Source organism: Kocuria sp. CPCC 205231, from assembly GCF_040980965.1.
GTDB classification, from domain to species: Bacteria; Actinomycetota; Actinomycetes; order Actinomycetales; family Micrococcaceae; genus Kocuria; species Kocuria rosea.
Genome location: NZ_JAVKPP010000001.1, coordinates 146,935 through 171,169, shown reverse-complemented (window position 1 = coordinate 171,169; position 24,235 = coordinate 146,935). Strand labels below are relative to the sequence as shown.

The following is a 24,235-nucleotide window of genomic DNA, read 5'->3' as shown; positions in this document are numbered from 1 at the left end:
TGTCAGGCGGCGTGGTGGTCCGTCCGCCGGGCCACGACCGGCACCCGTGCCGTGTCCGGACGAGCGTCCTCGGCGGGGCTCTCCTCGGCGGCGCGCCCCTGCTCGACGTCGTGCCACGCCGCGTCCTCCTGCTGCCAGCCGAAGCCGTAGGCGAGCGCGGGCACCAGGTGGTTGGCGAGACCGCACCCCACGGCCAGGCCCGCCCAGGCGACGGGGAACGAGGCGAGGACGTCGAGGGGGTAGTGCACGCCCAGGTAGAGCCGGGACAGCCCGACGAGCACGGCCGTGCCCAGTCCCGCGACGAGGACGGCGGAGGCGGACCTCGACCGGCGCATCGCGAGGCAGAACGCCGCCGCGATGGCCAGCGCGGCACCCGCGTGCCCGGAGGGGAAGGACGTGAGGCCGTCCACGAGGACGAGGGGTTCCGGGAACGCCGTGCTGTCCGGCCGGGGGCGGCCGACGGCGACCTTCACCATCCCGACCGCGGCCCAGCCGGAGAGCGCCGTGACGGCGAAGCCGGCGGCGTCCCAGGGCCGCCGGCGCGCCAGGGCGAGCCAGGCGGTGAGGGCGGCGATGATCGCGAACGCCCCCGGGGTGGAGAACGCGTGGTGCAGGACGAGCGCCAGCGCGTCCAGGACGCCGAGGCGCGCCGCGTCGAGCCGGTGCAGGACCTCGATCTCCTGTGCCGCGACTCCCGGGGAGTACACCAGCAGCCGCCCCACGGTCGCCGTGACGAGCACGACGATGAAGGGGACGACCACCCACTGGTGCAGCTGGGGGAGGGACCAGGTGGAGCGGGCCGGCCGGGGGGAAGAGTGCTGCGCCGGAATTGCCATGCCCACCACCATGACACACGCCACGTTCCGGGAGTCCCCGAACGCCCGGCCCGCAAGAGAGTTCGGGAAGAATTCCCCGAATCGGTACAGAGAATGACAAATCATGAAGCTTGGCGGCGGGAACGGTGCCGTCGGGGCCGCTGTGTGACGCTCCGCGTCCCCCGCGCGACACCGGCAACGCGATCAGCCGAAAAAGGCTGATGCTCGAACGAAGCCGCGCAGTTTCACGTGGAACGCCGGACATTTGCGGGAAGATCAAACCTTATTGGGCGTTCTCGAAGACGGACACCGCCACGACGGGCCTCCGCCACCCTCTTGCCATGCTTCTGCCACTTCCAGTCCCTGTCCCCTCATCGGGGGACAGCTCTTGACGTGGAACGGTCCGGATAGACTGGGCCGCCACTCCCACCCTGCCGCCCGACCCGCGAGGAGCCCCCGTGTTCAAGAAGGACAAGTCCCGCAGCCGCCGCCCGGCCGCCTCCCACGCCGAGGCCGTCCAGCACGTGGCGGAGGGCGGGGTCGCCATCTACTGGCGGCCCGGGTGCCCGTTCTGCGGCATGCTCGAGCGCGGACTCGGACCGGACGCCGAGCGCGCCATGTGGACCGACATCTGGGAGGACCGGGACGCCCTTGCCTTCGTGGAGTCCCTCAACGACGGCAACGCCACGGTGCCCACGGTGGTGACCCGCGACGAGCACTTCGTCGCGGCCTCCCCCGCCCAGGTCGCCGCCGCCAGAGGGCTGATCGCCGAGGCCGGCAAGGTCATCTGAGAGCAGGCGGGCGGAACCGCCGGCCCGCCCACCCCTGTCTTCGACCTGTGAACGCTGATTAGGATGACAGTCCTGTTCACGTTCACCGGTGAAAGAGGACGATGATGTCCGAGCCCGCGGGGTCCCCCGTTCCACCCGGTTCGCAGACGTCCCTGCGCAACGCCAACCAGCGCCGGGTGCTCGACGCGGTGCGCCGTGACGGGCACCTGACCCAGGCGCAGATCTCCCGTCGCACCGCACTGGCGCCCTCGACGGTGTCCAGCATCGTCCACCAGCTGATCGGCGCCGGCCTGCTCGTCATGGAGACGGACGGCGCCGGCCGCCGGGGTCAGCGCATCGGCTTCCGGGGCTCCGCCGGCCACGTGGTCGGCATCGACGTGGGACACCGCCACGTCACGGTGGCCGTCGCGGACCTGAACCAGAGGATCCTCGCCCAGCGGCGTCACGAGCTGCCCGCCGAGCACCGCTTCGCCGAGGACCTCGAGCTGGTCGACCGGACCCTCGACGCCCTCCTCCGGGAGCACGGCACGGCACGGTCCGGGCTGCTCGCCGCGGGCCTCACCCTCCCGGCCCCTGTGGACCTCGAGGGCCGGCTGGTCAGTGCGAGCGCGATCCTCCCGGCGTGGAGCGGGATCGACGTGCGCGAGGAGGCCGGCCGCCGACTCGGACTGCCCGTCGTCGTCGAGAACGACGCCAACGCGGGTGCCCTGGGCGAGCACGCCTGGGGCGCCGGGCGCGGAGCGCAGCACATGGCCTACCTCAAGATCGGCCACGGCGTGGGCGCCGGTCTGATCCTCAACGGGTCCCTCTTCCGCGGCGCCACCGGGTCCGCCGGGGAGCTCGGCCACACGACCGTGGACGAGCACGGCCGGGTGTGCCGGTGCGGAAACCGCGGGTGCCTCGAGACCTACGTGTCCTCCGGGGACGTCACCGGCCTGCTGAGCGCCACGCACGGGACCGACTTGACCGTCCCCGAACTCGTGGCGGCGGCGCTCGCCGGCGACGTCGGCTGCGGGCGGGTCATCGGCGACACCGGCCGCCTGCTCGGCACGGCGGTGGCCAACCTGTGCAACACCATCAACCCGGAGCTCGTGGTCGTCGGCGGCGAGATCGCCCGGGCCGGCGAGCTGCTGCTCGGCCCGCTGCGCGAGGTCGTCTCCCGCCAGGGCGTCCGCGGCAGCGTCCGGGGCCTGCGGATCGAGACCGCCCTGCTGGGGATCGAGGCGCACGTGGCGGGCGCGGTGATCCTCGCCCTGCAGCACGCGGAGCTGCCCGTCGGGGCCCTTCCGGCAGGATGACGCGCCGGACGACACCTGTCTTCGACTAATGGACATTCAGCGCACTGAGTTTTAGTGTGGACCGCGTCACACGAACCCCACGGCGTCGGCGGGTGCGTCCGCCCCGGGGTGCGGCGGACGGCACGTCCCGAGCCCACGCCGCTTCCTCCACCAGCAGCCGATCTCCACCAGCAAGGGAGCTGTCCGATGAGCCAAGACGCCACGACCCCCAGGGTCGCGGAGCACCCGAACACCTCGGCGGTCCTCCGGATCACCATCGTCGCCGCCTTCGGCGGCTTCCTCTTCGGCTACGACTCCGCGGTCATCAACGGCGCGGTCTCGGCCATCCAGGAGGAGTTCGGGGTCGCTCCCGGACCGCTCGGCTTCGCCGTGGCCTCGGCCCTGCTCGGCGCCGCCGCAGGTGCGTTCTTCGGCGGCCGGGTCGCCGACGCCCTGGGCCGCGTCCCGGTGATGAAGATCGCCGCGGTCCTCTTCCTCGTCAGCGCGATCGGCTGCGGTGTGGTGGACAGCTTCGGCTGGCTGATCTTCTGGCGCGTCGTCGGAGGCATCGGCGTGGGTGTCGCCTCCGTCATCGCTCCCGCCTACATCGCCGAGGTCGCCCCGGCTTCCATCCGCGGCCGGCTCGGCTCGCTGCAGCAGATGGGCATCGTGCTCGGCATCTTCATCTCGCTGGCGGTGGACGCCTGGCTCGCCGCCATGGCCGGCGGCTCCACCCAGGAGCTGTGGCTCGGCCTGGAGGCCTGGCGGTGGATGTTCATGGCCGAGGCCATCCCGGCCATCGCCTATCTGATCGGCGCGTTCACGATCCCCGAGTCCCCCCGCTACCTGGTGGAGGACGGTCGCTCCGACGAGGCCGAGGCCGTGCTGGCCAATCTGCAGGGCTCCGCGTCGGCGGCCGAGCGGGTGCGCCTCATCAAGGAGACCCTCCGGATCGAGCACAAGCCCCGGCTGTCCGATCTGAAGGGACGGACGGCCGGTCTCAAGCCGATCGTGTGGGTGGGCATCGGCCTGGCCGCGCTGCAGCAGTTCGTGGGCATCAACGTGATCTTCTACTACTCGAACGTGCTCTGGCAGTCCGTGGGCTTCACCGAGGCCGACTCGTTCACCATCACGGTGATCACGTCCGTGGTCAACGTCGCCGTGACCATCGTGGCGATCGCGCTCGTCGAGAAGGTCGGCCGGCGCCGGCTCCTGCTCATCGGCTCGGCGGGCATGACCCTGTCCCTCGCCACCCTCGCCGTCCTGTTCGCCACGGCCGACGTGGTCGACGGCGCACCGGTGCTCGGCCCCACCGCCGGTCCCCTCGCCCTCGTGGCCGCCAACCTGTTCGTGGTCTTCTTCGGCGTCTCGTGGGGTCCCATGATGTGGGTCCTGCTGGGCGAGATGTTCCCGAACCGGATCCGCGGCGCCGCCCTGGCCGTGGCCGGATTCGTGCAGTGGATCGCCAACTGGCTGGTCACCGTGACCTTCCCGGCCCTGGCGGCCTTCTCCCTGGGCGTCGCGTACGGGCTCTACGCGTTCTTCGGGCTCGTCTCCCTGATCTTCACGATCAAGATGGTCCGCGAGACCACCGGCATCGAGCTCGAGGACATGCAGGACTGAGCACCGCGCAGGATCCACGACGGCGGCGGTGATCGTCCCCTCCGGGGGAGACCACCGCCGCCGTCGTCGTCGTGCCCGGGCCCGGGAGCGCACAGGGCACCGCGGGCGCTGTGCGTCCTTCTTTACTCCTCCGTGACCGCCAGGACACGGATCGCCGCCCGCATCGGGTATTTTCGGATGAACTGCGCCAGGCCCGGACCCCCGAGCCGGTTCCGGCCTGCCCAGCCCCACCGCTCCATTTTCAACGGCGAAAAGGACCCACGTTGACCCAGACCACTGCGGACCCCGCATCCCCCGCACAGACCACTGCCCGCAAGTCGGCGGGCCACGTCATCGTGGACACGCTCGTGGCGCACGGCGTGCAGCGCACCTACGTGGTGCCCGGCGAGTCCTACCTGGACGTGCTCGACGGTCTGCACCACTCGTCGATCGAGACGGTCGTCTGCCGCCACGAGGGCGGTGCGGCCTACATGGCCGAGGCCGACGGCAAGATGGGCCCCGTCCCGGGCGTGGCCATGGTGACCCGCGGCCCCGGCGCGGCCAACGCCCACGTGGGCCTGCACACCTCGTGGCAGGACTCCACCCCGATGGTGCTGTTCGTGGGCCTGATCCCGTTCGAGCACCGCGACAAGGAGGCGTTCCAGGAGTTCGACCCGCACGCGTGGTTCGACTCCGGGGCCAAGCGCGTGATGGTCCTCGACCACGCCGAGCGGGCCTCCGAGATCGTGGCCGAGGCGATGTTCGCCGCCAACTCCGGCCGCCCCGGCCCCGTGGTCGTGGGTCTGCCCGAGGACATCATCCGGGCCGAGATCGACGCGACCCTGCACCCGCCGATCCCCGTGGCCCACGGCGGGATGACGGTCAACGACTGGAAGGCGCTGCGCGACGCGCTCTCGACCGCGGAGAAGCCCCTGTTCGTGACCGGCGGCAACGACTGGACCGTCGAGGGTGCGGCCGGCCTCACGGACTGGCTCGAGGAGCACCACCTCCCGGCCGCGGCCGAGTGGCGCACCGAGGGCACCGTCCCGTTCGACTCGGACTCCTACGTGGGCCCGATCGGCTACGGCCGCCCGAAGGCGACCTTCGAGATGCTCGAGGAGACCGACCTGCTGGTCTTCGTGGGCACCGTCCCCGGCGACGTCATCACCAACGGGTTCCTGGTCCGCCAGGACTGGGAGAAGAAGAACTTCCTGGTCACCATCGACCCGTCCCTGCGCGGGCGCTCCGGGCCGGTGTCCTACCAGATCGTGGCCAAGCCCGACGTGTTCGTGCGCGACCTCGTGCGCATCGACCTGCCGGCCAAGCCGGCGTGGAAGGAGTGGACCGCCCGGCTGCGGGCGCAGCAGGTCGAGTTCTCCACCCCCGTGTCCACGGAGCCGGCCACGGAGCCGTCCGGAGGCCGGGCCCGGATGGACACCATGATGGCCCACCTCGTGGCGGGTCTGCCCGACGACGCCATGTGCACCTTCGGCGCCGGGGAGCACACCAACTGGGCGCACCGCTACTTCCCCGCCAAGGGGTACGCGGCGATGATCTCCGCCCGCAACGGCTCCATGGGCTACTCGGTGCCCTCCGCCGTCGCGGCCTCTTTGCGCTACCCCGGCCGGCGGGTGGTGACCATCGCCGGTGACGGCGAGTTCCTGATGAACGGCCAGGAGCTGGCCACCGCCGCCCAGTACGGGGCCACCCCGCTGGTCATCGTGATGGACAACCAGGAGTACGGCACGATCCGCACCCACCAGGAGCGGGACTACCCGGACCGCGTCTCGGGCACCCAGCTCAAGAACCCCGACTTCGCCCTCATGGCCCAGGCCTTCGGCGGGTTCGGGGTGCGCGTGGAGACCGACGCCGAGATCCCCGGCGCGCTCGAGGCCGCCCTGAGGGCGATCGACGAGGAAGGGCAGTTCGCCCTGATCCACCTGATCGTGGAGCAGCGCGTCAAGGCCTACTGACCCGCGGGCCGTCCACCGCTCGTGCGGTGAGCGGAGCGGTGCCGCGTCCGGTCGGGACGCGGCACCGCCACCGGTCCGCACGTCCCCGTCCCTGCGCCCTGTGGGGTGCAACGGCGGCGCTCAGCCGGCCAGCGGGTGCGCCAGCTCGTCCTCGCGCATCCGCCCGGCCCACAGGGCCACCAGCCCCAGCGCCGGGGTCAGCAGGGCCACGGTCCAGAAGATCACCGGGAGGGGCACCACCTGGGCCACGGGTCCCGCGACCGCCATCGACACCGGCATGAGGGCGATCGAGACGAAGAAGTCGAGGCTCGAGACCCGCCCCAGCATGTGGCGCGGGACCCGGCGCTGCAGGAGAGTGCCCCACAGCACCATGCCCGCGCCGTCCCCGGCGCCCACGAAGGCCAGGCACAGCGCCATGACCCAGAACGAGTCGGTGGTCGCGACGAGACCGAAGGGCAGCGTCCCGAACCCCCACAGCACGATCATCCAGCTGAGGTAGCGCCGCGGCAGGGGCAGCGACGCGACCACCAGGGAGGCCACCGCGCTGGCCCCGCCGTAGCACGCCAGCAGGTAGCCGAACGTGGAGGCGTCCCCGCTCAGCCGGTCCCGGACCAGGAACGGGACGAGGACCTCCAGGGGACCCAGCAGCAGGAAGACCGCGAGCACCGCCCACAGCAGGGTCCACAGCAGCCACGGGGTCCGCACCGTGTAGCTCACGCCCTCCATGAGGTCCTGCCGCACGGACCGCAGGGCGCCCACCGCCTCCCGCGGCGGGGACGGCTCCCCCGCGCCTGGATCCGTGTCCGCGCCGGCGTCCGCGCCGGCGTCCGAATCGGCGTCGTGGCCGGGCACGTGCAGGCGCAGCAGCAGCACGAGCGCGGCGGCGTGGCAGAGCGCGATCAGGGCGAGCGCGCCGCCGGGAGCGACCAGCCCGATGAGCAGACCCGCCACGGCCGGTCCCGCCGCCTGCTGCAGCAGCGGGCGCGCCGTGCCCTCCACCCCGTTGGCCGCGAGCAGCTGCCGGGCGGGCAGGATCCGGGGCAGCGAGGCCGAGTAGGCCGGATAGAAGAAGCCGAGACCCGCGCCGAACACGAACGCCGCCGCGGCGAGGTGCCCCATGCGCAGCCCGTCCGCCAGGGCCAGGACCGCGACCGTCCCCGCCGTCAGGAGGTTGACGGTCTCGACGAGGCGCAGCACCCGGGCCAGGGGGAAGCGGTCGGCCGCGATCCCGCCCACGAGCACGAAGACGAGCATGCCGAGGGCGCCCACCGCCGTCACGGCCGAGAGGTCCACAGCCGTGCCGTCCAGCTGCAGGACCTGGTGCACGAGGGCCACCGCCCACATCCCGGCGCCGAAGACGCTGCTGAACATCGCGAAGGCGAGCACACGGTACCGGCCGAGCCGGAACGGCTCCAGCGCGCGGGGCAGGGGCATGCCCCCAGTGTCCCCCCGCGCGGGCCCCGGCGCACGAGCCGGTGCGGTGGTGGAGGCCGCGGATCCGTAGGACACTGGGGCGGTGCAGACCTTCCTCCCGTACCCGGACTTCGCCCGCTCGGCCCGCGTCCTCGACCGCAAGCGGCTCGGCAAGCAGCGGGTGGAGACCCTGCAGGTGCTGCGCGCGGCCACCGTGCCGGGCTACGGGTGGTACCGCCACCCGGCCACGGCGATGTGGGCCGGGCACGTGCCCGCCCTGGTCGCCTACGGCCGCGCGATGGTCGACGAGTGGACGGCCCGCGGCGGGGCCGACAGCACGGGGTGGCAGATCCGCGAGTTCGCCCCCGAGGCCTGGGACCGCGCCCCCGACGACGACGTGGCGCCGCCGCCGCCCTGGCTGGGCGACGAGGCGTTCCACCGCTCGCACCGGTCGAACCTGCTGCGCAAGGACGAGGAGCTCTACCGCGCGGTCTTCCCCGGCGACCCCGCCGGCCTGGACTACGTGTGGCCCGTGCCCGCGGAGGGCCGCACGCCACCCGCCGAGCCGCCGCACGGCCGGCGGGCGTGGGTCCTGGCGCCGGGCGCGCACGAGGCGGCGGGCGGCGCCGTCGTCGTGCCCTTCCGCGTCCCGGACGGCGTGCGGGAGAGCCACTGGGTGCAGGCGGTGGCCCGCGTCGAGGAGGAGCTGCGGGAGGGTGAGCCGGTGCTGCTGCTGCACGGGCCGCCCGGCCCGGAGCAGGTCGTGGAGCGGACGGTGCTGGGCGAGAACGTGCACCACGCCGTCGGCGGGTTCTCCCTCGAGCTCGAGCGCGGGGACCGGGTGCTGCGCCGCGACCTGCCCGCACCCGCCCGGCTGCAGTCCCCCCGCCCCGTCTTCGCGGTCCCCGCCGAGGCCGTCGGCGCCGATCCGGGCGCGCCGCGGGTTTAATCCGGCGTCACGCCCGTCCGCGGCACCAAACCGTGGGTAGCATGTCACCCACCGGCGCCCGGCGCGCCCGACCCCAGGAGGCGCGCATGCGAGCATCCCACGTCCCCACCACGGGCACCGTCACGGTCACCGACTGGCCCGATCCGCACGCCCGGGAACCCGGTCAGCTGGTGGTGCGCATGCTGCACGCCTCGATCTGCGGATCCGACCTGCACGCGGCCTTCCACGGGCTGCTCCACGCGGAGGGCCCGCGCCGCCCCGGCTACCCCGGCCACGAAGGGGTCGGCGTGGTGGTCGAGTCCCGCTCGGAGCGCGTCCCGGAGGGCACCCTGGTGCTGACGGTCCCCCAGGGCGAGATGGGCGGGTGCTTCGCGGAGCTCCAGCTGCTGGACGACCTGCACGTCGTGGAGCTGCCCGCCGGCACGGACCCGGGCGACTCCCTGCAGCTGCGGCGGCTCATGATGGCCCAGCAGTACGGCACGTGCCTCTACGCCATGCGCCAGTTCTGGCCCGTGGAGACGCCTGCCCGCCGGGCGCACACGTGCGTGGTGATGGGCGCGGGCTCCGCCGGGCTGTTCTTCGTGGAGGAGGCCCGCCGACTGGGCTTCGCGCACGTCGTCGCCTCCGACCTGGACACGGGCAGGCTCGAGGTCGCCCGCCGGCTGGGCGCCGTCCCCGTGCGGGTGCCGGAGGAGGACCTCGCCGCGGTCGTGGCCGAGGTCACCGGGGGCCGCGGCGCCGACCTCGTCATCGAGGCCGTGGGGCACGACGTGCTGCGCGACCAGGCCGTCGAGCTCGCGGCCGACCGGGGCATCGTCGGCTTCTTCGGCCTGCCGGAGCGGCACGGGCACACCGAGGTCCCGCTGTGGACGGCGTTCCGCAAGAACCTGCGGCTGCAGTGCTCCGTGGCGGCGCAGGCCGAGCCGGGGCTGACGTCCTTCCGCGAGGCCCTGCGGCGGATCTCCGAGGGCGAGATCGACGTGGAGCACTGTCTCGGGCCCGAGTTCCCCCTCGAGCGGATCGCGGAGGCCATGCAGCGGGCCGAGGAGCACCGGCCCGGGGACATCAAGCTGACGATCACCCCGTGACCACCCCACCCCGCTCCGTCGCCGGGTCCCCGGCCGGCGACCGTCCCGGGCCGACGGCCCCCGCGCTGCCGTCCGTCACCGCCACGACCGGGAGCTCGCTCGCCGTGCAGGTGATGGCCGCGGTGCGCCGGGCGATCACGGCGGGCGAGATGGAGCCCGGGCGCCTCTACTCGGTGCAGCAGCTGGCCTCCGCCATGGACGTCTCCCGCAGCCCGGTGCGGGAGGGCCTGCTGCGGCTGGGCGAGGCCGGGCTGATCCGGTTCCACCGCAACCGCGGCTTCGAGATCGTCGAGGTCAGTCCCGACGACGTCGCCGAGATCTTCGCGGTGCGCACCGCCCTGGAGGTCCCGGCCGCCCGCCGGGCCGCACGTCTCGCGGCGCCCGAGGAGCTGGACCGGATCCGGGCCCGGTGGGAGGCGCTGCACGAAGCGGCCGGGACCGGGGACCTCGAGGCCACCGCCGAGGCGGACGAGGGACTGCACCGTGCGCTGCTGCTCGTCGCCGGCAACGCCCAGGCCGTCCAGCTCGTGGAGCGGCTGCGCACCACCACGTCCTTCCTGGGCGTCGTCGCCGCCACGTCGCGGCGGCCCGTCGGGGAGCTCGCGCGCGAGCACGACGCGCTGGTCCGGGCCGTGCTCGCCCGGGACGAGGCGGAGGCGGCACGCGCCATGCGCGAGCACCTCGCCTCCACCGCGCAGCGGCTCGTCGCCCAGGCCCTGCGCGCCCAGCACACGCCCGAGGAGCGCCTCGAGGAGCTCACCGCACAGGTCTGGGGCGCCGCCGCCGCCGGGTACTGAGAGCCCGGCGGGCGAGCCGCCGCCGGAGGCCGGGGCCCCCGGTCGCGGAGCAGTCGAATGCCCCGGTCCGCCGACGGACCGGGGCATTCCGCACGGCTGCCCGGGGGTGCATCCGTGCTCGTCGGAGCGAGGTCGGGGGGCTCCCGCCGACCAGGGAGACGCTAGGCTGCCCGCGTGACGGTGCCGCCAACGGGAGGTGAACGCGAGGTGCTCAGCCCTCGCCGTCCCCGCCCTCCCGCGGGAGACGCACCTGGAAGCGGCACCGGCCCTCCGGGTCCTCGCCCGCGCCGATCGTCCCCCCGTGGGCCGCGACGATCTCCCGACTGATGGCCAGGCCCAGCCCGGATCCGCCCGTGTCCCGGGTCCGGGAGTCGTCGAGCCGCACGAACCGCTCGAAGACCCGTTCCCGGTCCTCCGGCGCGATGCGGTCGCCGTCGTTGACCACGGTCACGACCGCCTCGTCCCCCTCGGCCACCAGGGAGACGGCGATCCAGGTGTCCGCGTGCCGCTCCGCGTTGGAGAGCAGGTTGCGGACCACCTGCTGGAGCCGGCTGGCGTCCCCGCGGACCCGCACGGGGTCCACGTGCACGCGCACCTCGTGCCGCGAGGCCGGCCGCATCCGGGCGATCTCCTCCCGGACCACCTCGTCCAGGTCGGTGTCCGCGGTGCGCAGCCGCAGCCCGGCGTCGTCGACCTTGGCGAGGGTCAGGAGGTCCTCCACGAGCTGGCCCATGCGGCGGGACTGGGACCTCAGGACGGGGGCGACCTCGGGCCACGTCGCCCCGGACGGGTCGGAGGCGGCCACCTCGATCGTGGTGGTGAGGGTGGCGAGCGGGCTGCGGAGCTCGTGGGAGGCGTCCGCCACGAACCGCCGCTGTGCCCGGTCGGAGGTCTGCAGCCGGTCCAGCATCCCGTTCATGGTCTCGGCGAGCGCCGCGATCTCGTCCCGGGTGGGGGGCACGTCGACCCGTTCCCCCAGGCGGGCCGTGCCGATGCGCCGGAGCTGTCCGGTGATGCGGCGCACCGGGGCCAGGGAGCGGCCGACCAGGAACCACATGAGCGCGGCGCCGAGCAGCGCCAGCACCGGCCCGCCGACCAGCAGGAACAGGGACACGGTCTGGAGGGTGCCCTGCTGCAGCGCCATGGGCACGGCCACGGTGAGGGTCAGGGGCACCCCGTTGATGTACATGCCGTGAGCGACATACACGTGGTCGTCGGTCCTGAGCGCGAGCCCGTCCCCGGTCGCCGCGGAGTCGAAGGACCGCCCCGGCTCCAGGACCGGCACGGACAGGTCCGTGCCCAGCGCGCTGGCGGGGGACGCGGCCACCACCTGTCCGTCGGCGTCCTGGAGCTGCACGATGACCCCCGGGCGGCCGAGCCGCAGCATCAGCTCGCCGAGCCCGGCCTGCGTGAACACGGCCGTCTCCCCCGCCGCGCCCCCGGCGCTGCGCGGGCCCCACGGGAGCCCCAGGTCCTGGAGGATCTCCGTCTGCCGGGCCACGGCCTGGTCGTGGGCGGCCCCCACGGCCGCGCGGCTGAGGACCTCGAGCAGCACGGCTCCGGCCACGGCCATCACCAGGAGGATGAGCAGCGCCGCGGCGGCGGTGCTGCGCTCCCGCACCCCCCACCGGTCGAGGAGCCCCCTCCTGGCGGAGGTCACGACGCCGGCGCCCCGGGCTCGTCCGGGACCAGCCGGTAGCCCATGCCGCGGACCGTCTGCAGGGTGGAGAGGCCGAAGGGCGCGTCGATCTTCTTCCGGAGATAGCCCACGTAGACCTCGACGATGTTCTCGGAGCCCTCGAAGCCGGCGTCCCACGCGTTGTCCATGATCTCCAGCTTCGAGACGACCTTCTCCGCGTTCTGCATCAGGTACTGGAGGATGACGTACTCCTTCGCGGTGAGCTCGAGCGCCGTCCCCCGGCGGGTCACGGTCCGGCGGACGGGGTCGAGCTGCAGGGACCCGACCGTGAGCACCACGGGCCGCTCGGGCGCCCCCCGGCGGATGAGGGCGCGCAGCCGCGCCACGAGCACGAGGAAGCTGAAGGGCTTGGTGAGGTAGTCGTCGGCGCCGAGGTCGAAGGCGTCGGTCTGGTCGTACTCGCCGTCCTTGGCGGTGAGCATCAGGACGGGGACCCAGTTCTCGGCGGCGCGCAGCCCCTCGAGCACCGCGTAGCCGTTCCTGCCGGGCAGCATCAGGTCCAGGACCACGACGTCGTAGGGGTTCTCGCCGGCCAGCCACCCCCCGGTGATGCCGTCGTGGGCGACGTCGACGACGAAGCCCTCGTTCGTGAGCCCGCGGCGCAGCGACTCCGCGAGGTCCACCTCGTCCTCCACCAGCAGCACGCGCACGTGTCCTCCCGTTCTCCTCCGTGGGCGCGGCGGGATCCGCACCCCTCCAGTCTTCCGCACGCCGCCTGAGGATCCGATGAGGACGGCATCCCGGCCGGCACGGTCGTGCCCCTTCTCCCCAACCGGTGCACAACGTTGTCCACAGGTGTGGAGAACTGTGTGCACAGCTCGCTCTCCACAGCGTTATTAACAGCTGTGGAAGCCGCCCCGGCCCTGTCCACACCGTTGCTCACAGGTGTGGAATTCCACCGGTGTAACTTGTCGACAGGTGGGGACAACCCCTGTGGAGAACACGGTCGTCCGCCGGCGCGCGAGTGCTCGGGGACGGGCTGCGGCCGGCGTCACCGGCGGCCGCCGGCACCCCGGCGCCGGCGGCTGGCGGCCGTGTAGCCGAAGGCGACGATGGCTCCCGTGACGAGTCCGCCGAGGTGCGCCTGCCAGGCGATGCCGGGGAAGAGGAAGCCGAAGACGACGTTCACGCCGATCAGCACCGCGATGGGCGTGATGGACTGCCCCAGGTGGCGCTGCAGCACGAACAGGGCGCCGAACAGGCCGAAGACGCCCCCGGACGCGCCGACCACGAGGCTGAGCGGGTGCGACAGGAGCAGGACGCCCACGGATCCGCCCAGGACGGAGAGCAGGAACAGCAGCAGGAACCGGCCGCGACCCAGCGCCGGCTCGAGCATCCGCCCGAACAGGTAGAGCATGTACATGTTCAGGATCAGGTGCAGCGGACTGGACATCGAGTGCAGGAAACCGCTCGTGAGCATCCGCCACGGCTCGGAGGTCGTGGTCACGGGGGCGTAGGCGAACATCTGCAGCAGGCTCACGCCCGCCGCCTGCCCGAGCCACTGCAGCGCGTAGACCACCGCGTTGACGCCGACGAGCCACCAGGTGACGAGCATCGGGGAGCCCTGGGCCGCGCGGCCGCCGAGGCTCGTGCGGACGGCGGGGCGCGAGCGCGTCGCCTCCTGCACGCAGTCGACGCAGTGGACGCCCACCGCGGCCGTGCGCTGGCACTCCGGGCACGTCGGCCGGCCGCACCGCTGGCACCGCACGTACGCCGGACGGTCGGGGTGGCGCGGGCACACCGGGACGTCTCCCCCGGTGGACGCGCCGTACTGCGGTCGCTCGCCGCTCACTGGGACTCCTCCTGGGCCGCTTCTCCGCGGGCCCGGTTCGCTGGACGGGATGGACTGGGGCGGACGGGACGGCAACGGCGCAGGCCCGTCCGGATCGCTCCGGACGGGCCTGCGCCGCTGGTCCCCGTCCCGGCGGTGCCGGGACGGGGAGACTGCTCGGATCTAGAGCTGCTCGATGTCGATCGAGGTGACCACGCAGTCCTCGACCGGACGGTCCATGCCGCCGGTGCGGACGCTGTTCAGCTCGTCCACGACCTTCCGCGACGCGTCGTCGGCCACCTCGCCGAAGATGGTGTGCTTGCCCTGCAGCCAGGTGGTCGGGGCGGTGGTGATGAAGAACTGGGACCCGTTGGTGCCCTTGCCGTTGCGCTTGCCGGCGTTGGCCATCGCCAGGATGTAGGGCTCGTTGAAGTCGAGCTCGGGGTGGATCTCGTCGTCGAACTCGTAGCCCGGTCCGCCGATGCCCTGGCCCAGGGGGTCCCCGCCCTGGATCATGAAGTCCTTGATGATGCGGTGGAAGACCACGTCCTTGTAGAGGGGACCGGTCTGCTTCTCACCGGTGCGCGGGTCGCTCCACTCCTGGGTGCCGTCCGAGAGGCCGATGAAGTTCTTGACGGTCTTCGGGGCGTGGTTGCCGAACAGGTTCACGACGATGTCGCCGTGGTTCGTGTGGATGGTCGCCTTGGCGGTGGGGATGGCAGAAGTCATGCGCCCATTCTTGCACGGTCCCCGGAGGCCCTTCCCGGTGGGGCAGCGGGGTTCAGCGCACAGTGAAAAGGCCCGGGATTGCGCGGCGCACCCTCCTGCCCCGACGGCTCTGCCCGTATGCTGACAGTGGATTGTCACGACCCGAGGAGGGATGGATTCATGAGCTTCAAGAAGACCAAGAGCGAGAAGAAGGCCGTCGCGGCGCAGAAGGCCGCGGAGAGCAAGGTCCTGGACGCCGGCAAGTGGGCGTCCAAGGAGATCGGCGACCTCGCGCCCCGGCTCCAGCACAGCGTCGAGGCGGGCGCCGCGGCCCTCGCCGGTGGCGTCGCGACCGCCGGCCCCAAGGTCCAGGAGGGTCTGGGCCGCGCCCACGACCTCTCCGGCTCCGCCAAGCTGAAGGCCGCCGCGGTGACCGCCCCGGTCGCGGCCAAGGCCGCGAAGACCGCCGGCCCCGTGGCCGCGAAGGCCGCGGACCGGGCCTCCGAGAGCCGCGCCGCGATGCAGGCGAAGTACGCCGGTGCCGCCGCCCTGCTCGCGGGCAAGTTCGCCGACGCGGACACCCCCGAGCAGCTCGAGGCGATCGTCGCGAAGCTGACCGGTGACAAGAAGGCCGTGGCCAACGCGAAGAAGGCCGCCTCGAAGGTCGCCAAGGACTACGCCAGGCAGCAGAAGAAGGCCGAGAAGTCCCACAAGGGTCTCCTGCTGCTGGGCCTGCTCGTGGCCGGCGGTGCGGCCGGCGTGGCCGCCTGGAAGGCCTCGCGCCCGGTCGAGGACCCCTGGAAGACCCCGGCGGCCACGTCCCCGCGCGTGACCGCCTCCCCGGTGGCCCAGCAGTCCACCGTGGCCGCCGGCACCGGTGTGCAGGTCGACGACGTCAAGGACGCGACCACCCCGGCCGGTCAGTCCGGTGGTGTCTCGGAGGCCGCCGCCGAGGTCAGGGACAGCGCCAAGACCGTCGGCGAGGACGCCAAGACCACGATCCACGAGGTCAAGGAGCAGATCCAGGGCAAGAAGGACGAGAACGAGGCCTGACCCCCGCCCGTTCGGGCAGAGGCCCCCGCTCCCGGCAGGGAGCGGGGGCCTCTGCCGTTGCGGCGGCGCGCGGTGATGCGCCCGGGGATGCGGCCGGGAACGAGAAGATCCCGACCGAGCGTCTGCTCGATCGGGATCCGATGTGGTGGAGACGAGGGGACTCGAACCCCTAACCCTCTGCTTGCAAAGCAGATGCGCTACCAATTGCGCCACGTCCCCGCGGTGTACCGGGCTACTCCACCTCGTCGGTGGCGTCCGCCCAGGCATTCCTGTCGGCGTCGGCCTCCCGCAGCTTGGTGAGCACCGCGACCGACGCGCCGACCAGGGCGAGAGCCGCAGCCATCTTCCTGTTCACGCCTGCCTCCTGAGCTGCGGAAAAGGGAAACCGTGGGCGTACCAGGAATTGAACCTGGGACCTCTTCGTTATCAGCGAAGCGCTCTAACCGTCTGAGCTATACGCCCTCTCACGGCCCTTGCGGACCGAGAAGAAACGATACCGGAGTTGCCGACCCGTGCCAAATCGCCCCGGCCGGGCCGGACTCCCCGGAACCGCGCCGGATCAGTCGTCCGTGAGGGTGAGCCCGATCCCGCCCACGAGGGCCGCCGCGATGTTGTACAGCAGGGCGGCGAGCACCGACAGGGCGGTCAGCAGGATGACGTTGACCACGGACACGATGGTCGCGAAGATCGCGATCTGCCCCAAGGACAGGAAGTCCTTGATGTTCAGGGCCCCGCCCGCGCCGCCCAGCATCCCGAGCAGCTCGTTGATCCCGTCGAACAGGCCCGTGAGGTCCAGGACGATCCACAGCACGACCGCGGCGACCACGGTGATGATCCCCAGCGCGACCGACAGCAGGAACGCGAGCTTGAGCACCGACCAGGTGTCCACCTTCGAGACCACGAGCCGCGCCCGGCGCACCCGCGGCCGCGGGGCCGGGCGGACCAGGCCCTTCGTCGAGCTCGCGGGCCGGGCGCTCTTCGCCGGGCCGGAGCCGGACCGGGTGGCGCTCGGCTTCGCGGGACCCGAGCCCGACTTCGCCGGCTTCGGCGCGGTCCGGGCGCTCGTCGAGGGCCTCGCCGTCCCGGACGGCGACCCGTTCCCGGGGCGGGGTGCGGACGCCAGCGGGGAGCGTCCGGACCGGCCGGCGGTGTTGGAGCCGGAACTCGAGCTCATGCGTTACCTCCGTTGTTGTTCGGGTCCAACGCTACTTCATCGTCCGTCGTGTCCCCGGAACCGGGGACCGGACCGAGCTCGTCGGCCTCTCCGTCTGCCTCGCCCGTGTCCAGGACGTCGGCCGTCTCCATCGTCTCGTCGAGCTGGACGTCGACCTCGGCCACGGCCTCGGCGTCGACCTCCTCGGCGATCTCCCGGTCGGCGTTGCGGGCCACCCCGGTGATCGTGTCGCCCTGGGCGGGCTTCGCGAAGATCACGCCCATCGTGTCGCGGCCCTTGGCCGGGACCTCGGAGGCGCCGGTGCGCACGACCTTGCCGGACTCCATGACCACGAGGACCTCGTCCTCCTCGCCCACGATGATCCCGCCGACCAGCCGGCCGCGCTGCTCCGCGAGCTTGGCCACCTTGATGCCGATGCCGCCGCGGCCCTGCACCCGGTACTCCTCCACCTTGGTGCGCTTGGCGTAGCCGCCCTCGGTGACCACGAAGACGTAGGCGTCGTCGGTGACCACGTTGGCGGAGAGCAGCTCGTCGCCGTCCCGGAACTTCATGCCGGTGACCCCGGAGGTCGCCCGCCCCATGGGCCGCAGCACCTCGTCGCTCGCGGTGAAGCGCAGGGACATCCCGTTGCGGGAGACCAGGAGCAGGTCGTCCTGCGCGGACGCCAGCTGGGCCGAGACGAGCTCGTCGTCGTCGCGCAGGTTGATCGCGATCACCCCGGCCGTGCGGTTGGTGTCGTAGTCCATCAGCCGGGACTTCTTGATCAGGCCCCTGCGGGTGGCGAGCACCAGGTACGGGGCGTCGCTGTACGAGCGCAGCTCCATGACCTGGGCGATCCGCTCCCCCGGCTGGAAGGCCATCAGGTTCGCCACGTGCTGGCCCTTGGAGTCCCGGCCCGCCTCCAGCAGCTCGTACGCCTTGGTGCGGTAGACCCGGCCCAGGTTCGTGAAGAACAGGATCCAGTTGTGGGTGGTGGTGACGAAGAAGTGCTCCACGACGTCGTCCCCGCGCAGCTGCGCGCCCTTCACGCCCTTGCCGCCGCGCCGCTGGGAGCGGTACTGGTCGGAGCGCGTGCGCTTGACGTATCCGCCGCGGGTGATGGTCACGACCATCTCCTCCTCGGGGATCAGGTCCTCCATCGACATGTCGCCGTCGTAGCCGTACATGATCTCGGAGCGGCGGTCGTCGCCGTAGCGGCCCACGATCTCGTCGAGCTCCGAGGAGATGATGCCGCGCTGGCGCTCCTCCGAGGCGATGATCTCGGTGTACTCGGCGATGAGCCGCTCGAGCTCCGCGTGCCGGTCCTGGATCTTCTGCCGCTCGAGGGCCGCGAGCCGGCGCAGCTGCATGTTGAGGATGGCCTGCGCCTGGTCCTCGTCGATCTGCAGCAGCTCCATGAGCCCGCTGCGGGCGTCGTCGGCCGTCGGGGAGCGGCGGATGAGCGCGATGACCTCGTCGAGGGCGTCGAGCGCCTTGAGCAGACCCCGCAGGATGTGGGCCTCCGCCTCGGCCTGCCGCAGGCGGTACTCGGTGCGGCGGACGATGACGTCCATCTGGTGGGTGACCCAGTGCCGGATGAACGCGTCGAGGCTCAGTGTGCGGGGCACCCCGTCCACGAGCGCGAGCATGTTGGCGGAGAAGTTGTCCTGCAGCTGCGTGTGCTTGTAGAGGTTGTTGAGCACCACCTTGGCCACCGCGTCGCGCTTGAGCACGATCACCAGCCGCTGCCCGGTGCGCCCGGAGGTCTCGTCCCGGATGTCGGCGATGCCGGTGATGCGGCCGTCCTTGACGAGGTCCGCGATCTTCATCGCGAGGTTGTCCGGGTTCGCCTGGTAGGGCAGCTCGGTGACCACCAGGCAGGTGCGGTTGTGGATCTCCTCGACGCTGACCACGGCGCGCATGGAGATCGAGCCGCGGCCGGTGCGGTAGGCGTCCTCGATGCCCTTGTGCCCGAGGATCTGCGCGCCGGTCGGGAAGTCCGGGCCCTTGATCCGCTGCAGCAGCTCCTCGAGCAGCGTCTCGTTGGAGACGTCCGGGTGCTGGAGGTACCACTGCACGCCGTCCGCGACCTCGCGCAGGTTGTGCGGCGGGATGTTGGTGGCCATGCCCACGGCGATGCCGGACGAGCCGTTGACCAGCAGGTTGGGGAACCGGGACGGCAGCACCGACGGCTCCTGGTTCTTGCCGTCGTAGTTGTCCTGGAAGTCGACGGTCTCCTCGTGGATGTCCCGGACCATCTCCATGGCGATGGGCGCCATCTTGGTCTCGGTGTACCGCGGGGCGGCCGCGCCGTCGTTGCCCGGGGAGCCGAAGTTGCCCTGCCCCAGGGCGAGCGGATAGCGCATCACCCAGCCCTGGATCAGCCGCACGAGGGCGTCGTAGATCGCGGAGTCGCCGTGCGGGTGGTACTGGCCCATGACCTCGCCCACCACGCGGGCGCACTTGTTGAAGGAGCGGTCGGGGCGGTAGCCGCCGTCGTACATCGCGTACAGCACGCGCCGGTGCACCGGCTTGAGCCCGTCCCGGACGTCCGGCAGGGCGCGGCCCACGATGACGGCCATCGCGTAGTCGAGGTAGGACCGCTGCATCTCGGTCTGCAGGTCCACCTGCTCCACGCGGTCGGTCAGCACGGGGGTGTGCTCGAGGTCGCCGGCGAGGCCGGCGTCCTCCGGGGTCGGTCCGTCCTGGGTCTCGTCACTCATGCGGTCTTTCCGTTCTGTCTGCTCGTCCTCGTGGTCCTGCGCAGGTCCCGCCCCCGGTCATTGCATGCCGAGCGGGACATATGTCGCGGATCAGATGTCGAGGAACCGGATGTCCTTGGCGTTCTGCTGGATGAACTCGCGGCGGGACTCGACGTCCTCGCCCATGAGCACGGAGAAGATCTGGTCGGCGGCGGCCGCGTCCTCCATGGTCACCTGCAGCAGGGTGCGGTGGTCGGGGTCCATCGTGGTGTCCCACAGCTCGGTGTAGTCCATCTCGCCGAGGCCCTTGTAGCGCTGGATGCCGTTGTCCTTGGGGATGCGCTGGTTGTTGGCGAGCCCGCGCGCCAGCGCCTCGTCCCGCTCGGCGTCCGTGTAGACGTAGTCGTGCGGGGCGTTGGACCACTTGATCCGGTACAGCGGCGGCTGGGCCAGGTAGACGAAGCCGTGCTCGATCAGCGGGCGCATGAACCGGAACAGCAGGGTCAACAGCAGCGTGGTGATGTGCTGTCCGTCCACGTCGGCGTCGGCCATCAGCACGATCTTGTGGTACCGCGCCTTCTCGATGTCGAAGTCGTCGCCGATGCCGGCGCCGAACGCGGTGATCATCGACTGCACCTCGGTGTTGGACAGCGCCCGGTCCAGCCGCGCGCGCTCCACGTTGAGGATCTTGCCGCGCAGCGGCAGGATCGCCTGGTGCGCGGGGTCCCGGCCCTGCACCGCCGAGCCGCCCGCGGAGTCACCCTCCACGATGTAGATCTCGGACAGGGAGGGGTCCTTGGAGGAGCAGTCCTTGAGCTTGCCGGGCATCCCGCCCGACTCGAGCAGGCCCTTGCGCCGGGTGGTCTCGCGCGCCTTGCGGGCCGCGAGCCGCGCCTGCGAGGCGTTGATCGCCTTGCGGATGATCTCCCGTGCCGCGGCCGGGTTGCGCTCGAGCCAGTCGCCGAACCGGTTGTTCACCTCGCGCTGGACGAAGGTCTTCGCCTCGGAGTTGCCGAGCTTCGTCTTGGTCTGGCCCTCGAACTGGGGCTCGGCGAGCTTGATCGAGATGACGGCCGTGAGGCCCTCGCGGACGTCGTCGCCGGTGAGGTTCTCGTCCTTGTCCCGGAGCAGCTTGTTCTCCCGGGCGTAGCGGTTCACGAGGGACGTCATCGCCGAGCGGAAGCCCTCCTCGTGGGTGCCGCCCTCGTGGGTGTTGATCGTGTTCGCGTACGTGTGCACGGACTCGGTGTAGGCCGTGGTCCACTGCATGGCGAGCTCGAGGGACATCTTGCGCTCCGTGTCCTCGGACTCGAGCGCGATGACGTCGTCGTGGACGAGGTCGGCCTTCTTGGACGTGTTCAGGAACGTCACGTAGTCCAGCAGGCCGTGGTCGTACTTGTAGACGACCCGGCGGTGGCCGGCGCCGTCCTCGTCCTCGTGGTTGAGCCGGGCGACGTCGGTGCCGCCGTCGCGGCCCTCGACCGGCTCGGCGTCCGCGTGGACGGCGGTGCGGTCCGAGGCGGAGCCGGCGATCTCCTCGCCGGACTCCTCCGGCGCCCGCTCGTCCGTGAGGGTGATCCGCAAACCCTTGTTGAGGAACGCCATCTGCTGGAAGCGGGCCCGCAGCGTCTCGAAGTCGAAGTCGACGGTCTCGAAGATGTCGGGGTCCGGGTAGAAGACCTGGGTGGTGCCGGTCTCCGAGGTCTCCTCACCCCGGACGAGCTCGCCCTGGGGCATGCCGCCGTCGGCGAAGACCATCCGCCAGACGTGGCCCTGGCGCCGCACCTCGGTCTCGACGCGCCGGGACAGCGCGTTGACCACGGAGATGCCCACGCCGTGCAGCCCGCCCGAGACGGCGTAGCCGCCGCCGCCGAACTTGCCGCCCGCGTGCAGGATCGTCATGACGACCTCGACCGTGGGCCGGCCCTCGGTCGGGTGGATGTCCACGGGGATGCCGCGGCCGTTGTCCACGACCTTGACGCCGCCGTCGGCCTGCAGGGTGATCTCGATGTGGTCGCAGTAGCCCGCCAGGGCCTCGTCGACCGAGTTGTCGACCACCTCGTACACGAGGTGGTGCAGCCCCCGCGGGCCGGTCGAGCCGATGTACATGCCGGGTCGCTTCCGGACGGCCTCGAGACCTTCCAGGACGGTGATGTCACCGGCACCGTACTCGCGCTTCTGCGGATCCTCTGTTGCCACGGGTTCCTGGCTCCTCCTGTTGGGCACACCGGTCCCGCTCCGGACGGCACAAGAGAACGCCGATGAGACGTTCGGGCGGCTCATCGGCTCGTGCGGGGTCGGAACGGGTCGACGACTCCGGGTGCCCGCGCCGCGGGCGAGGTGGTCGCGATCGGCCGTGGGGGCCCGGTCCGTCGATTGCTGTCTGGAACCGATTCTATCGGAAAACCGTGGGCTCGGGGTGCTCACAGGTCCCTCTGAGCGGCCGGGAAAGGGCCTCAGGACCACTTTTCCTCCGCTCCGCCACCCCCAGGACGCCACCGGGGGGCCGCAGCGCGCCACGAGGCCGCTCAGCGGTCCGGACCACCGGCCTCAGCCGTAGGTGTCGCGGGGCCCCCGGCCCTGCACGGAGCGGCGGCCGCGCTTCCAGCTCGGGGCCGTGGGACCGAGGATCTCGATCCGGGTGACGATGCCCTCCCCCAGGTGCTCGTCGAACATGCGCAGCAGCTGCGGGACCATGAGGCGCAGGTTCGCGGCGTAGGCGGTGGAGTCGCACCGGACCCGCACCACGGTCTCGTCGAAGCTCTCCGGCCGGCAGTGCCCGGCGATGCCCGGGCCCACGAGGTCGTCCCAGCGGGCCAGCACCGAGCCCACGGCGACCGGCGCCTTCCAGCCGCGCCCGGACACGAGCCCGTCCAGCACCGTGCCGACCCCCCGGGGGTCGCGGGCGGAACGGCCCGCCCCGGAGTACCCGCCGAGCGCCCGCGGGTCGACGTCGTTGCCGCGGCGGCCCAGGCGCTCGGCGGCCGACGCGGTGGCCGCCTCCATGGCGGCGCCGAAGCCCTTGAGGTTGCGCCGGGCGGCCGCGCCGTAGAGCCGCCCGTCCCCGCGCGCCTCCGCCGCGTGGCGCATCCGGGTGAGCAGCGCCGCCGGTGCGTCGATCTCGTCCTCGATCCGCACGACGTTCGCCTCGGGGACAGGGGGCTCCTGGGCCTCCCCGGCGGGGAGCGGGTCGTCCTCGCGCCGCGGCCCGGTCACGACGACGACGCCTCCTCCGGCTCCGGACCGGTCCCGGCGGGCGCCTGCTCGTCGTCCCGGACGGCGGTGCCGGGACCCACCCGCACCACGTCGTGCGGACCGGCCACGAGCTCGGCCGGGAGGTCCTCCTCGACCGCGGCGGTCACGAGCACCTGCTCGGCGGAGGCCACGATCGCGGCGAGACGGCTGCGGCGGCGGGCGTCGAGCTCCGCGAACACGTCGTCCAGGACGAGGATCGGCGCGGCGCCCTCCGTGGGGTCGTCCGCCAGGTGGACGTACCAGGAGCCGAGGCGGAGCGCGAGGGCGTAGGACCAGGTCTCGCCGTGGGAGGCGTAGCCCCGGGCCGGCGCCGTCCCGAGCAGCAGCTCGAGCTCGTCGCGGTGCGGGCCCACGAGGGTCAGCCCCCGCTCGAGCTCCCGCTGCTCCGAGGCCTCGCACGCGTCGAGGATCAGCTGGTGCAGGTCCGCGGGCGTGAACCCGCGCAGCCGCTCGGCGTCCCCGGCCGCGCTCTCGGGCAGCACCGAGGACACGTAGCGCAGGGTCGTCTCCTTGGTCCCGTCCGTGAGCTGGCCGTAGGCGGTCGCCACCTGGGGCGCCAGGGCGTCGATGAGCTGCAGGCGCGCGTGCAGGATGCCGGCGCCGGCGCGGGCGAACTGGTCGTTCCACGCCGCCAGGGTCGACCGGTGGGTGTCCGTGAACCGGCCGCTCCGGCGGGCCGACTTCAGCAGCGCGTTGCGCTGCCGGAGCACCTTCTCGTAGTCGGCCAGGGTGCCCGCGAGGACGGGGCGCATGGACTTCGCGAGGTCGTCGAGGAAGCGCCGCCGGTGGGAGGGGTCCCCCTTCACCAGCGCCAGGTCCTCCGGCGAGAACAGGACGGTCCGCACGATGCCGAGTGCGTCCCGGGCCCGCACCGGGGAGGCCCGGTTGATGCGCACCCGGTTGGCGCGGCCGTCGTTGAGCTCGAGCTCCAGGACGGTCTGCTGCCCGCCCCGCCGCACCCGGACGCGGACGATCGCGCGGTCGGCGCCGAAGCGGATCAGCGGGCCGTCGGAGGACACCCGGTGCGAGGACAGGCCCGCCGTGTAGTCGAGGGCCTCGACGATGTTCGTCTTGCCCACGCCGTTCGGCCCGAGGAACACGGTGGTCCCGGGAGCGAGACGTATGTCCAGATGGGCATACGTCCGGTAGTCGAGCAGGGAGAGGTGGTCGACGAACACGCCGGGATCAG

The 24,235-nt window shown here is 72.3% G+C and carries 20 protein-coding genes and 2 tRNA genes; 8 read left to right on the top strand and 14 right to left on the bottom strand.

Annotated features, from left to right (window positions below; genetic code table 11):
- Window positions 1–2: 2 nt before the first annotated feature.
- Window positions 3–836: a phosphatase PAP2 family protein gene (locus tag RF640_RS00870; protein ID WP_244296610.1), complete on the bottom strand. Its 834-nt coding sequence runs from the start codon at window positions 834–836 to the stop codon at window positions 3–5.
- 437 nt (window positions 837–1,273) lie between these two features.
- On the opposite strand from RF640_RS00870, the gene RF640_RS00865 reads away from it, so the two are divergent.
- The 4 genes from RF640_RS00865 to RF640_RS00850 all read left to right on the top strand — a co-directional run bounded on the left by RF640_RS00865 (window position 1,274) and on the right by RF640_RS00850 (window position 6,458).
- Window positions 1,274–1,606 carry a glutaredoxin domain-containing protein gene (locus RF640_RS00865; protein ID WP_186374839.1) on the top strand — a complete coding sequence of 111 codons (333 nt, stop codon included), beginning with the start codon at window positions 1,274–1,276 and terminating at the stop codon, window positions 1,604–1,606.
- A 104-nt stretch (window positions 1,607–1,710) separates the two neighbouring features.
- A complete protein-coding gene (locus RF640_RS00860) occupies window positions 1,711–2,904 on the top strand; it encodes an ROK family transcriptional regulator (protein WP_017835091.1) in 1,194 nt (397 codons plus the stop codon).
- A gap of 186 nt (window positions 2,905–3,090) precedes the next feature.
- Window positions 3,091–4,506, top strand: coding sequence for a sugar porter family MFS transporter (locus RF640_RS00855; protein ID WP_017835090.1), 1,416 nt, complete (start codon window positions 3,091–3,093; stop codon window positions 4,504–4,506).
- Window positions 4,507–4,769: 263 nt separating this feature from the next.
- The gene (locus RF640_RS00850) at window positions 4,770–6,458 is read left to right on the top strand and encodes a thiamine pyrophosphate-dependent enzyme (RefSeq protein ID WP_035924343.1); all 1,689 of its coding nucleotides are present in this window, start codon (window positions 4,770–4,772) and stop codon (window positions 6,456–6,458) included.
- A gap of 120 nt (window positions 6,459–6,578) precedes the next feature.
- On the opposite strand, the gene RF640_RS00845 is transcribed toward RF640_RS00850, so the two are convergent.
- On the bottom strand, window positions 6,579–7,892 hold the full coding sequence (locus RF640_RS00845; RefSeq protein WP_368826179.1) for an MFS transporter: 1,314 nt from the start codon (window positions 7,890–7,892) through the stop codon (window positions 6,579–6,581).
- Between the two features lie 82 nt (window positions 7,893–7,974).
- On the opposite strand from RF640_RS00845, the gene RF640_RS00840 reads away from it, so the two are divergent.
- The 3 genes from RF640_RS00840 to RF640_RS00830 all read left to right on the top strand — a co-directional run bounded on the left by RF640_RS00840 (window position 7,975) and on the right by RF640_RS00830 (window position 10,705).
- Window positions 7,975–8,820 (top strand): MSMEG_6728 family protein, encoded by an 846-nt coding sequence (locus RF640_RS00840; RefSeq protein WP_017835087.1) that lies wholly within the window; start codon window positions 7,975–7,977, stop codon window positions 8,818–8,820.
- Window positions 8,821–8,906: 86 nt separating this feature from the next.
- Window positions 8,907–9,908: a zinc-binding dehydrogenase gene (locus RF640_RS00835; protein WP_017835086.1), complete on the top strand. Its 1,002-nt coding sequence runs from the start codon at window positions 8,907–8,909 to the stop codon at window positions 9,906–9,908.
- Window positions 9,905–10,705, top strand: a complete 801-nt coding sequence (locus RF640_RS00830) for a GntR family transcriptional regulator (protein ID WP_368826176.1) — start codon at window positions 9,905–9,907, stop codon at window positions 10,703–10,705. Before RF640_RS00835 ends, RF640_RS00830 begins: the two co-directional genes overlap by 4 nt.
- Window positions 10,706–10,916: 211 nt before the next feature.
- Here the strand turns inward: RF640_RS00830 and RF640_RS00825 are convergent, their stop codons facing one another.
- From RF640_RS00825 to RF640_RS00810, 4 genes are all read right to left on the bottom strand, one after another.
- Window positions 10,917–12,365, bottom strand: coding sequence for an ATP-binding protein (locus RF640_RS00825; RefSeq protein WP_136341118.1), 1,449 nt, complete (start codon window positions 12,363–12,365; stop codon window positions 10,917–10,919).
- Window positions 12,362–13,054 carry a response regulator transcription factor gene (locus RF640_RS00820; RefSeq protein ID WP_017835083.1) on the bottom strand — a complete coding sequence of 231 codons (693 nt, stop codon included), beginning with the start codon at window positions 13,052–13,054 and terminating at the stop codon, window positions 12,362–12,364. Before RF640_RS00820 ends, RF640_RS00825 begins: the two co-directional genes overlap by 4 nt.
- A 341-nt stretch (window positions 13,055–13,395) precedes the next feature.
- On the bottom strand, window positions 13,396–14,196 hold the full coding sequence (locus tag RF640_RS00815; RefSeq protein WP_136341119.1) for a rhomboid family intramembrane serine protease: 801 nt from the start codon (window positions 14,194–14,196) through the stop codon (window positions 13,396–13,398).
- 162 nt (window positions 14,197–14,358) lie between these two features.
- Window positions 14,359–14,904, bottom strand: a complete 546-nt coding sequence (locus RF640_RS00810) for a peptidylprolyl isomerase (RefSeq protein ID WP_017835081.1) — start codon at window positions 14,902–14,904, stop codon at window positions 14,359–14,361.
- Window positions 14,905–15,063: 159 nt separating this feature from the next.
- Here RF640_RS00810 and RF640_RS00805 point away from each other — a divergent pair, with 159 nt between their 5' ends.
- Window positions 15,064–15,936 (top strand): hypothetical protein, encoded by an 873-nt coding sequence (locus tag RF640_RS00805; protein WP_136341120.1) that lies wholly within the window; start codon window positions 15,064–15,066, stop codon window positions 15,934–15,936.
- Window positions 15,937–16,079: 143 nt separating this feature from the next.
- Here the strand turns inward: RF640_RS00805 and RF640_RS00800 are convergent.
- The 8 genes from RF640_RS00800 to recF form a co-directional block, all read right to left on the bottom strand.
- Window positions 16,080–16,155 (bottom strand) — tRNA-Ala (locus RF640_RS00800).
- A gap of 13 nt (window positions 16,156–16,168) precedes the next feature.
- Window positions 16,169–16,291, bottom strand: a complete 123-nt coding sequence (locus RF640_RS00795; RefSeq protein WP_255219369.1) for a hypothetical protein — start codon at window positions 16,289–16,291, stop codon at window positions 16,169–16,171.
- A gap of 33 nt (window positions 16,292–16,324) precedes the next feature.
- Window positions 16,325–16,398: transfer RNA gene (locus RF640_RS00790), tRNA-Ile, on the bottom strand.
- A gap of 97 nt (window positions 16,399–16,495) precedes the next feature.
- Complete coding sequence (locus RF640_RS00785) at window positions 16,496–17,110, bottom strand: DUF3566 domain-containing protein (protein ID WP_136341121.1); 615 nt, start codon at window positions 17,108–17,110, stop codon at window positions 16,496–16,498.
- Window positions 17,107–19,812 (bottom strand): DNA gyrase subunit A, encoded by a 2,706-nt coding sequence (gene gyrA, locus RF640_RS00780; RefSeq protein WP_017835077.1) that lies wholly within the window; start codon window positions 19,810–19,812, stop codon window positions 17,107–17,109. Before gyrA ends, RF640_RS00785 begins: the two co-directional genes overlap by 4 nt.
- A 90-nt stretch (window positions 19,813–19,902) precedes the next feature.
- The gene (gyrB, locus tag RF640_RS00775) at window positions 19,903–21,990 is read right to left on the bottom strand and encodes a DNA topoisomerase (ATP-hydrolyzing) subunit B (RefSeq protein ID WP_017835076.1); all 2,088 of its coding nucleotides are present in this window, start codon (window positions 21,988–21,990) and stop codon (window positions 19,903–19,905) included.
- A 351-nt stretch (window positions 21,991–22,341) separates the two neighbouring features.
- The gene (locus RF640_RS00770) at window positions 22,342–23,007 is read right to left on the bottom strand and encodes a DUF721 domain-containing protein (RefSeq protein ID WP_207307499.1); all 666 of its coding nucleotides are present in this window, start codon (window positions 23,005–23,007) and stop codon (window positions 22,342–22,344) included.
- Window positions 23,004–24,224, bottom strand: coding sequence for a DNA replication/repair protein RecF (gene recF, locus RF640_RS00765; RefSeq protein ID WP_017835074.1), 1,221 nt, complete (start codon window positions 24,222–24,224; stop codon window positions 23,004–23,006). Before recF ends, RF640_RS00770 begins: the two co-directional genes overlap by 4 nt.
- Window positions 24,225–24,235: the final 11 nt, after the last annotated feature.

Excerpts from the sequence above, each read along its gene's own strand:
- RF640_RS00870 (WP_244296610.1), bottom strand. The coding sequence starts at position 836 with ATGGCAATTCCGGCGCAGCACTCTTCCCCCCGGCCGGCCCGCTCCACC.
- RF640_RS00835 (WP_017835086.1), top strand. The coding sequence starts at position 8,907 with ATGCGAGCATCCCACGTCCCCACCACGGGCACCGTCACGGTCACCGAC.
- RF640_RS00805 (WP_136341120.1), top strand. The coding sequence starts at position 15,064 with ATGAGCTTCAAGAAGACCAAGAGCGAGAAGAAGGCCGTCGCGGCGCAG.
- RF640_RS00855 (WP_017835090.1), top strand. The coding sequence starts at position 3,091 with ATGAGCCAAGACGCCACGACCCCCAGGGTCGCGGAGCACCCGAACACC.
- RF640_RS00785 (WP_136341121.1), bottom strand. The coding sequence starts at position 17,110 with ATGAGCTCGAGTTCCGGCTCCAACACCGCCGGCCGGTCCGGACGCTCC.
- RF640_RS00810 (WP_017835081.1), bottom strand. The coding sequence starts at position 14,904 with ATGACTTCTGCCATCCCCACCGCCAAGGCGACCATCCACACGAACCAC.
- gyrA (WP_017835077.1), bottom strand. The coding sequence starts at position 19,812 with ATGAGTGACGAGACCCAGGACGGACCGACCCCGGAGGACGCCGGCCTC.
- RF640_RS00860 (WP_017835091.1), top strand. The coding sequence starts at position 1,711 with ATGTCCGAGCCCGCGGGGTCCCCCGTTCCACCCGGTTCGCAGACGTCC.
- RF640_RS00845 (WP_368826179.1), bottom strand. The coding sequence starts at position 7,892 with ATGCCCCTGCCCCGCGCGCTGGAGCCGTTCCGGCTCGGCCGGTACCGT.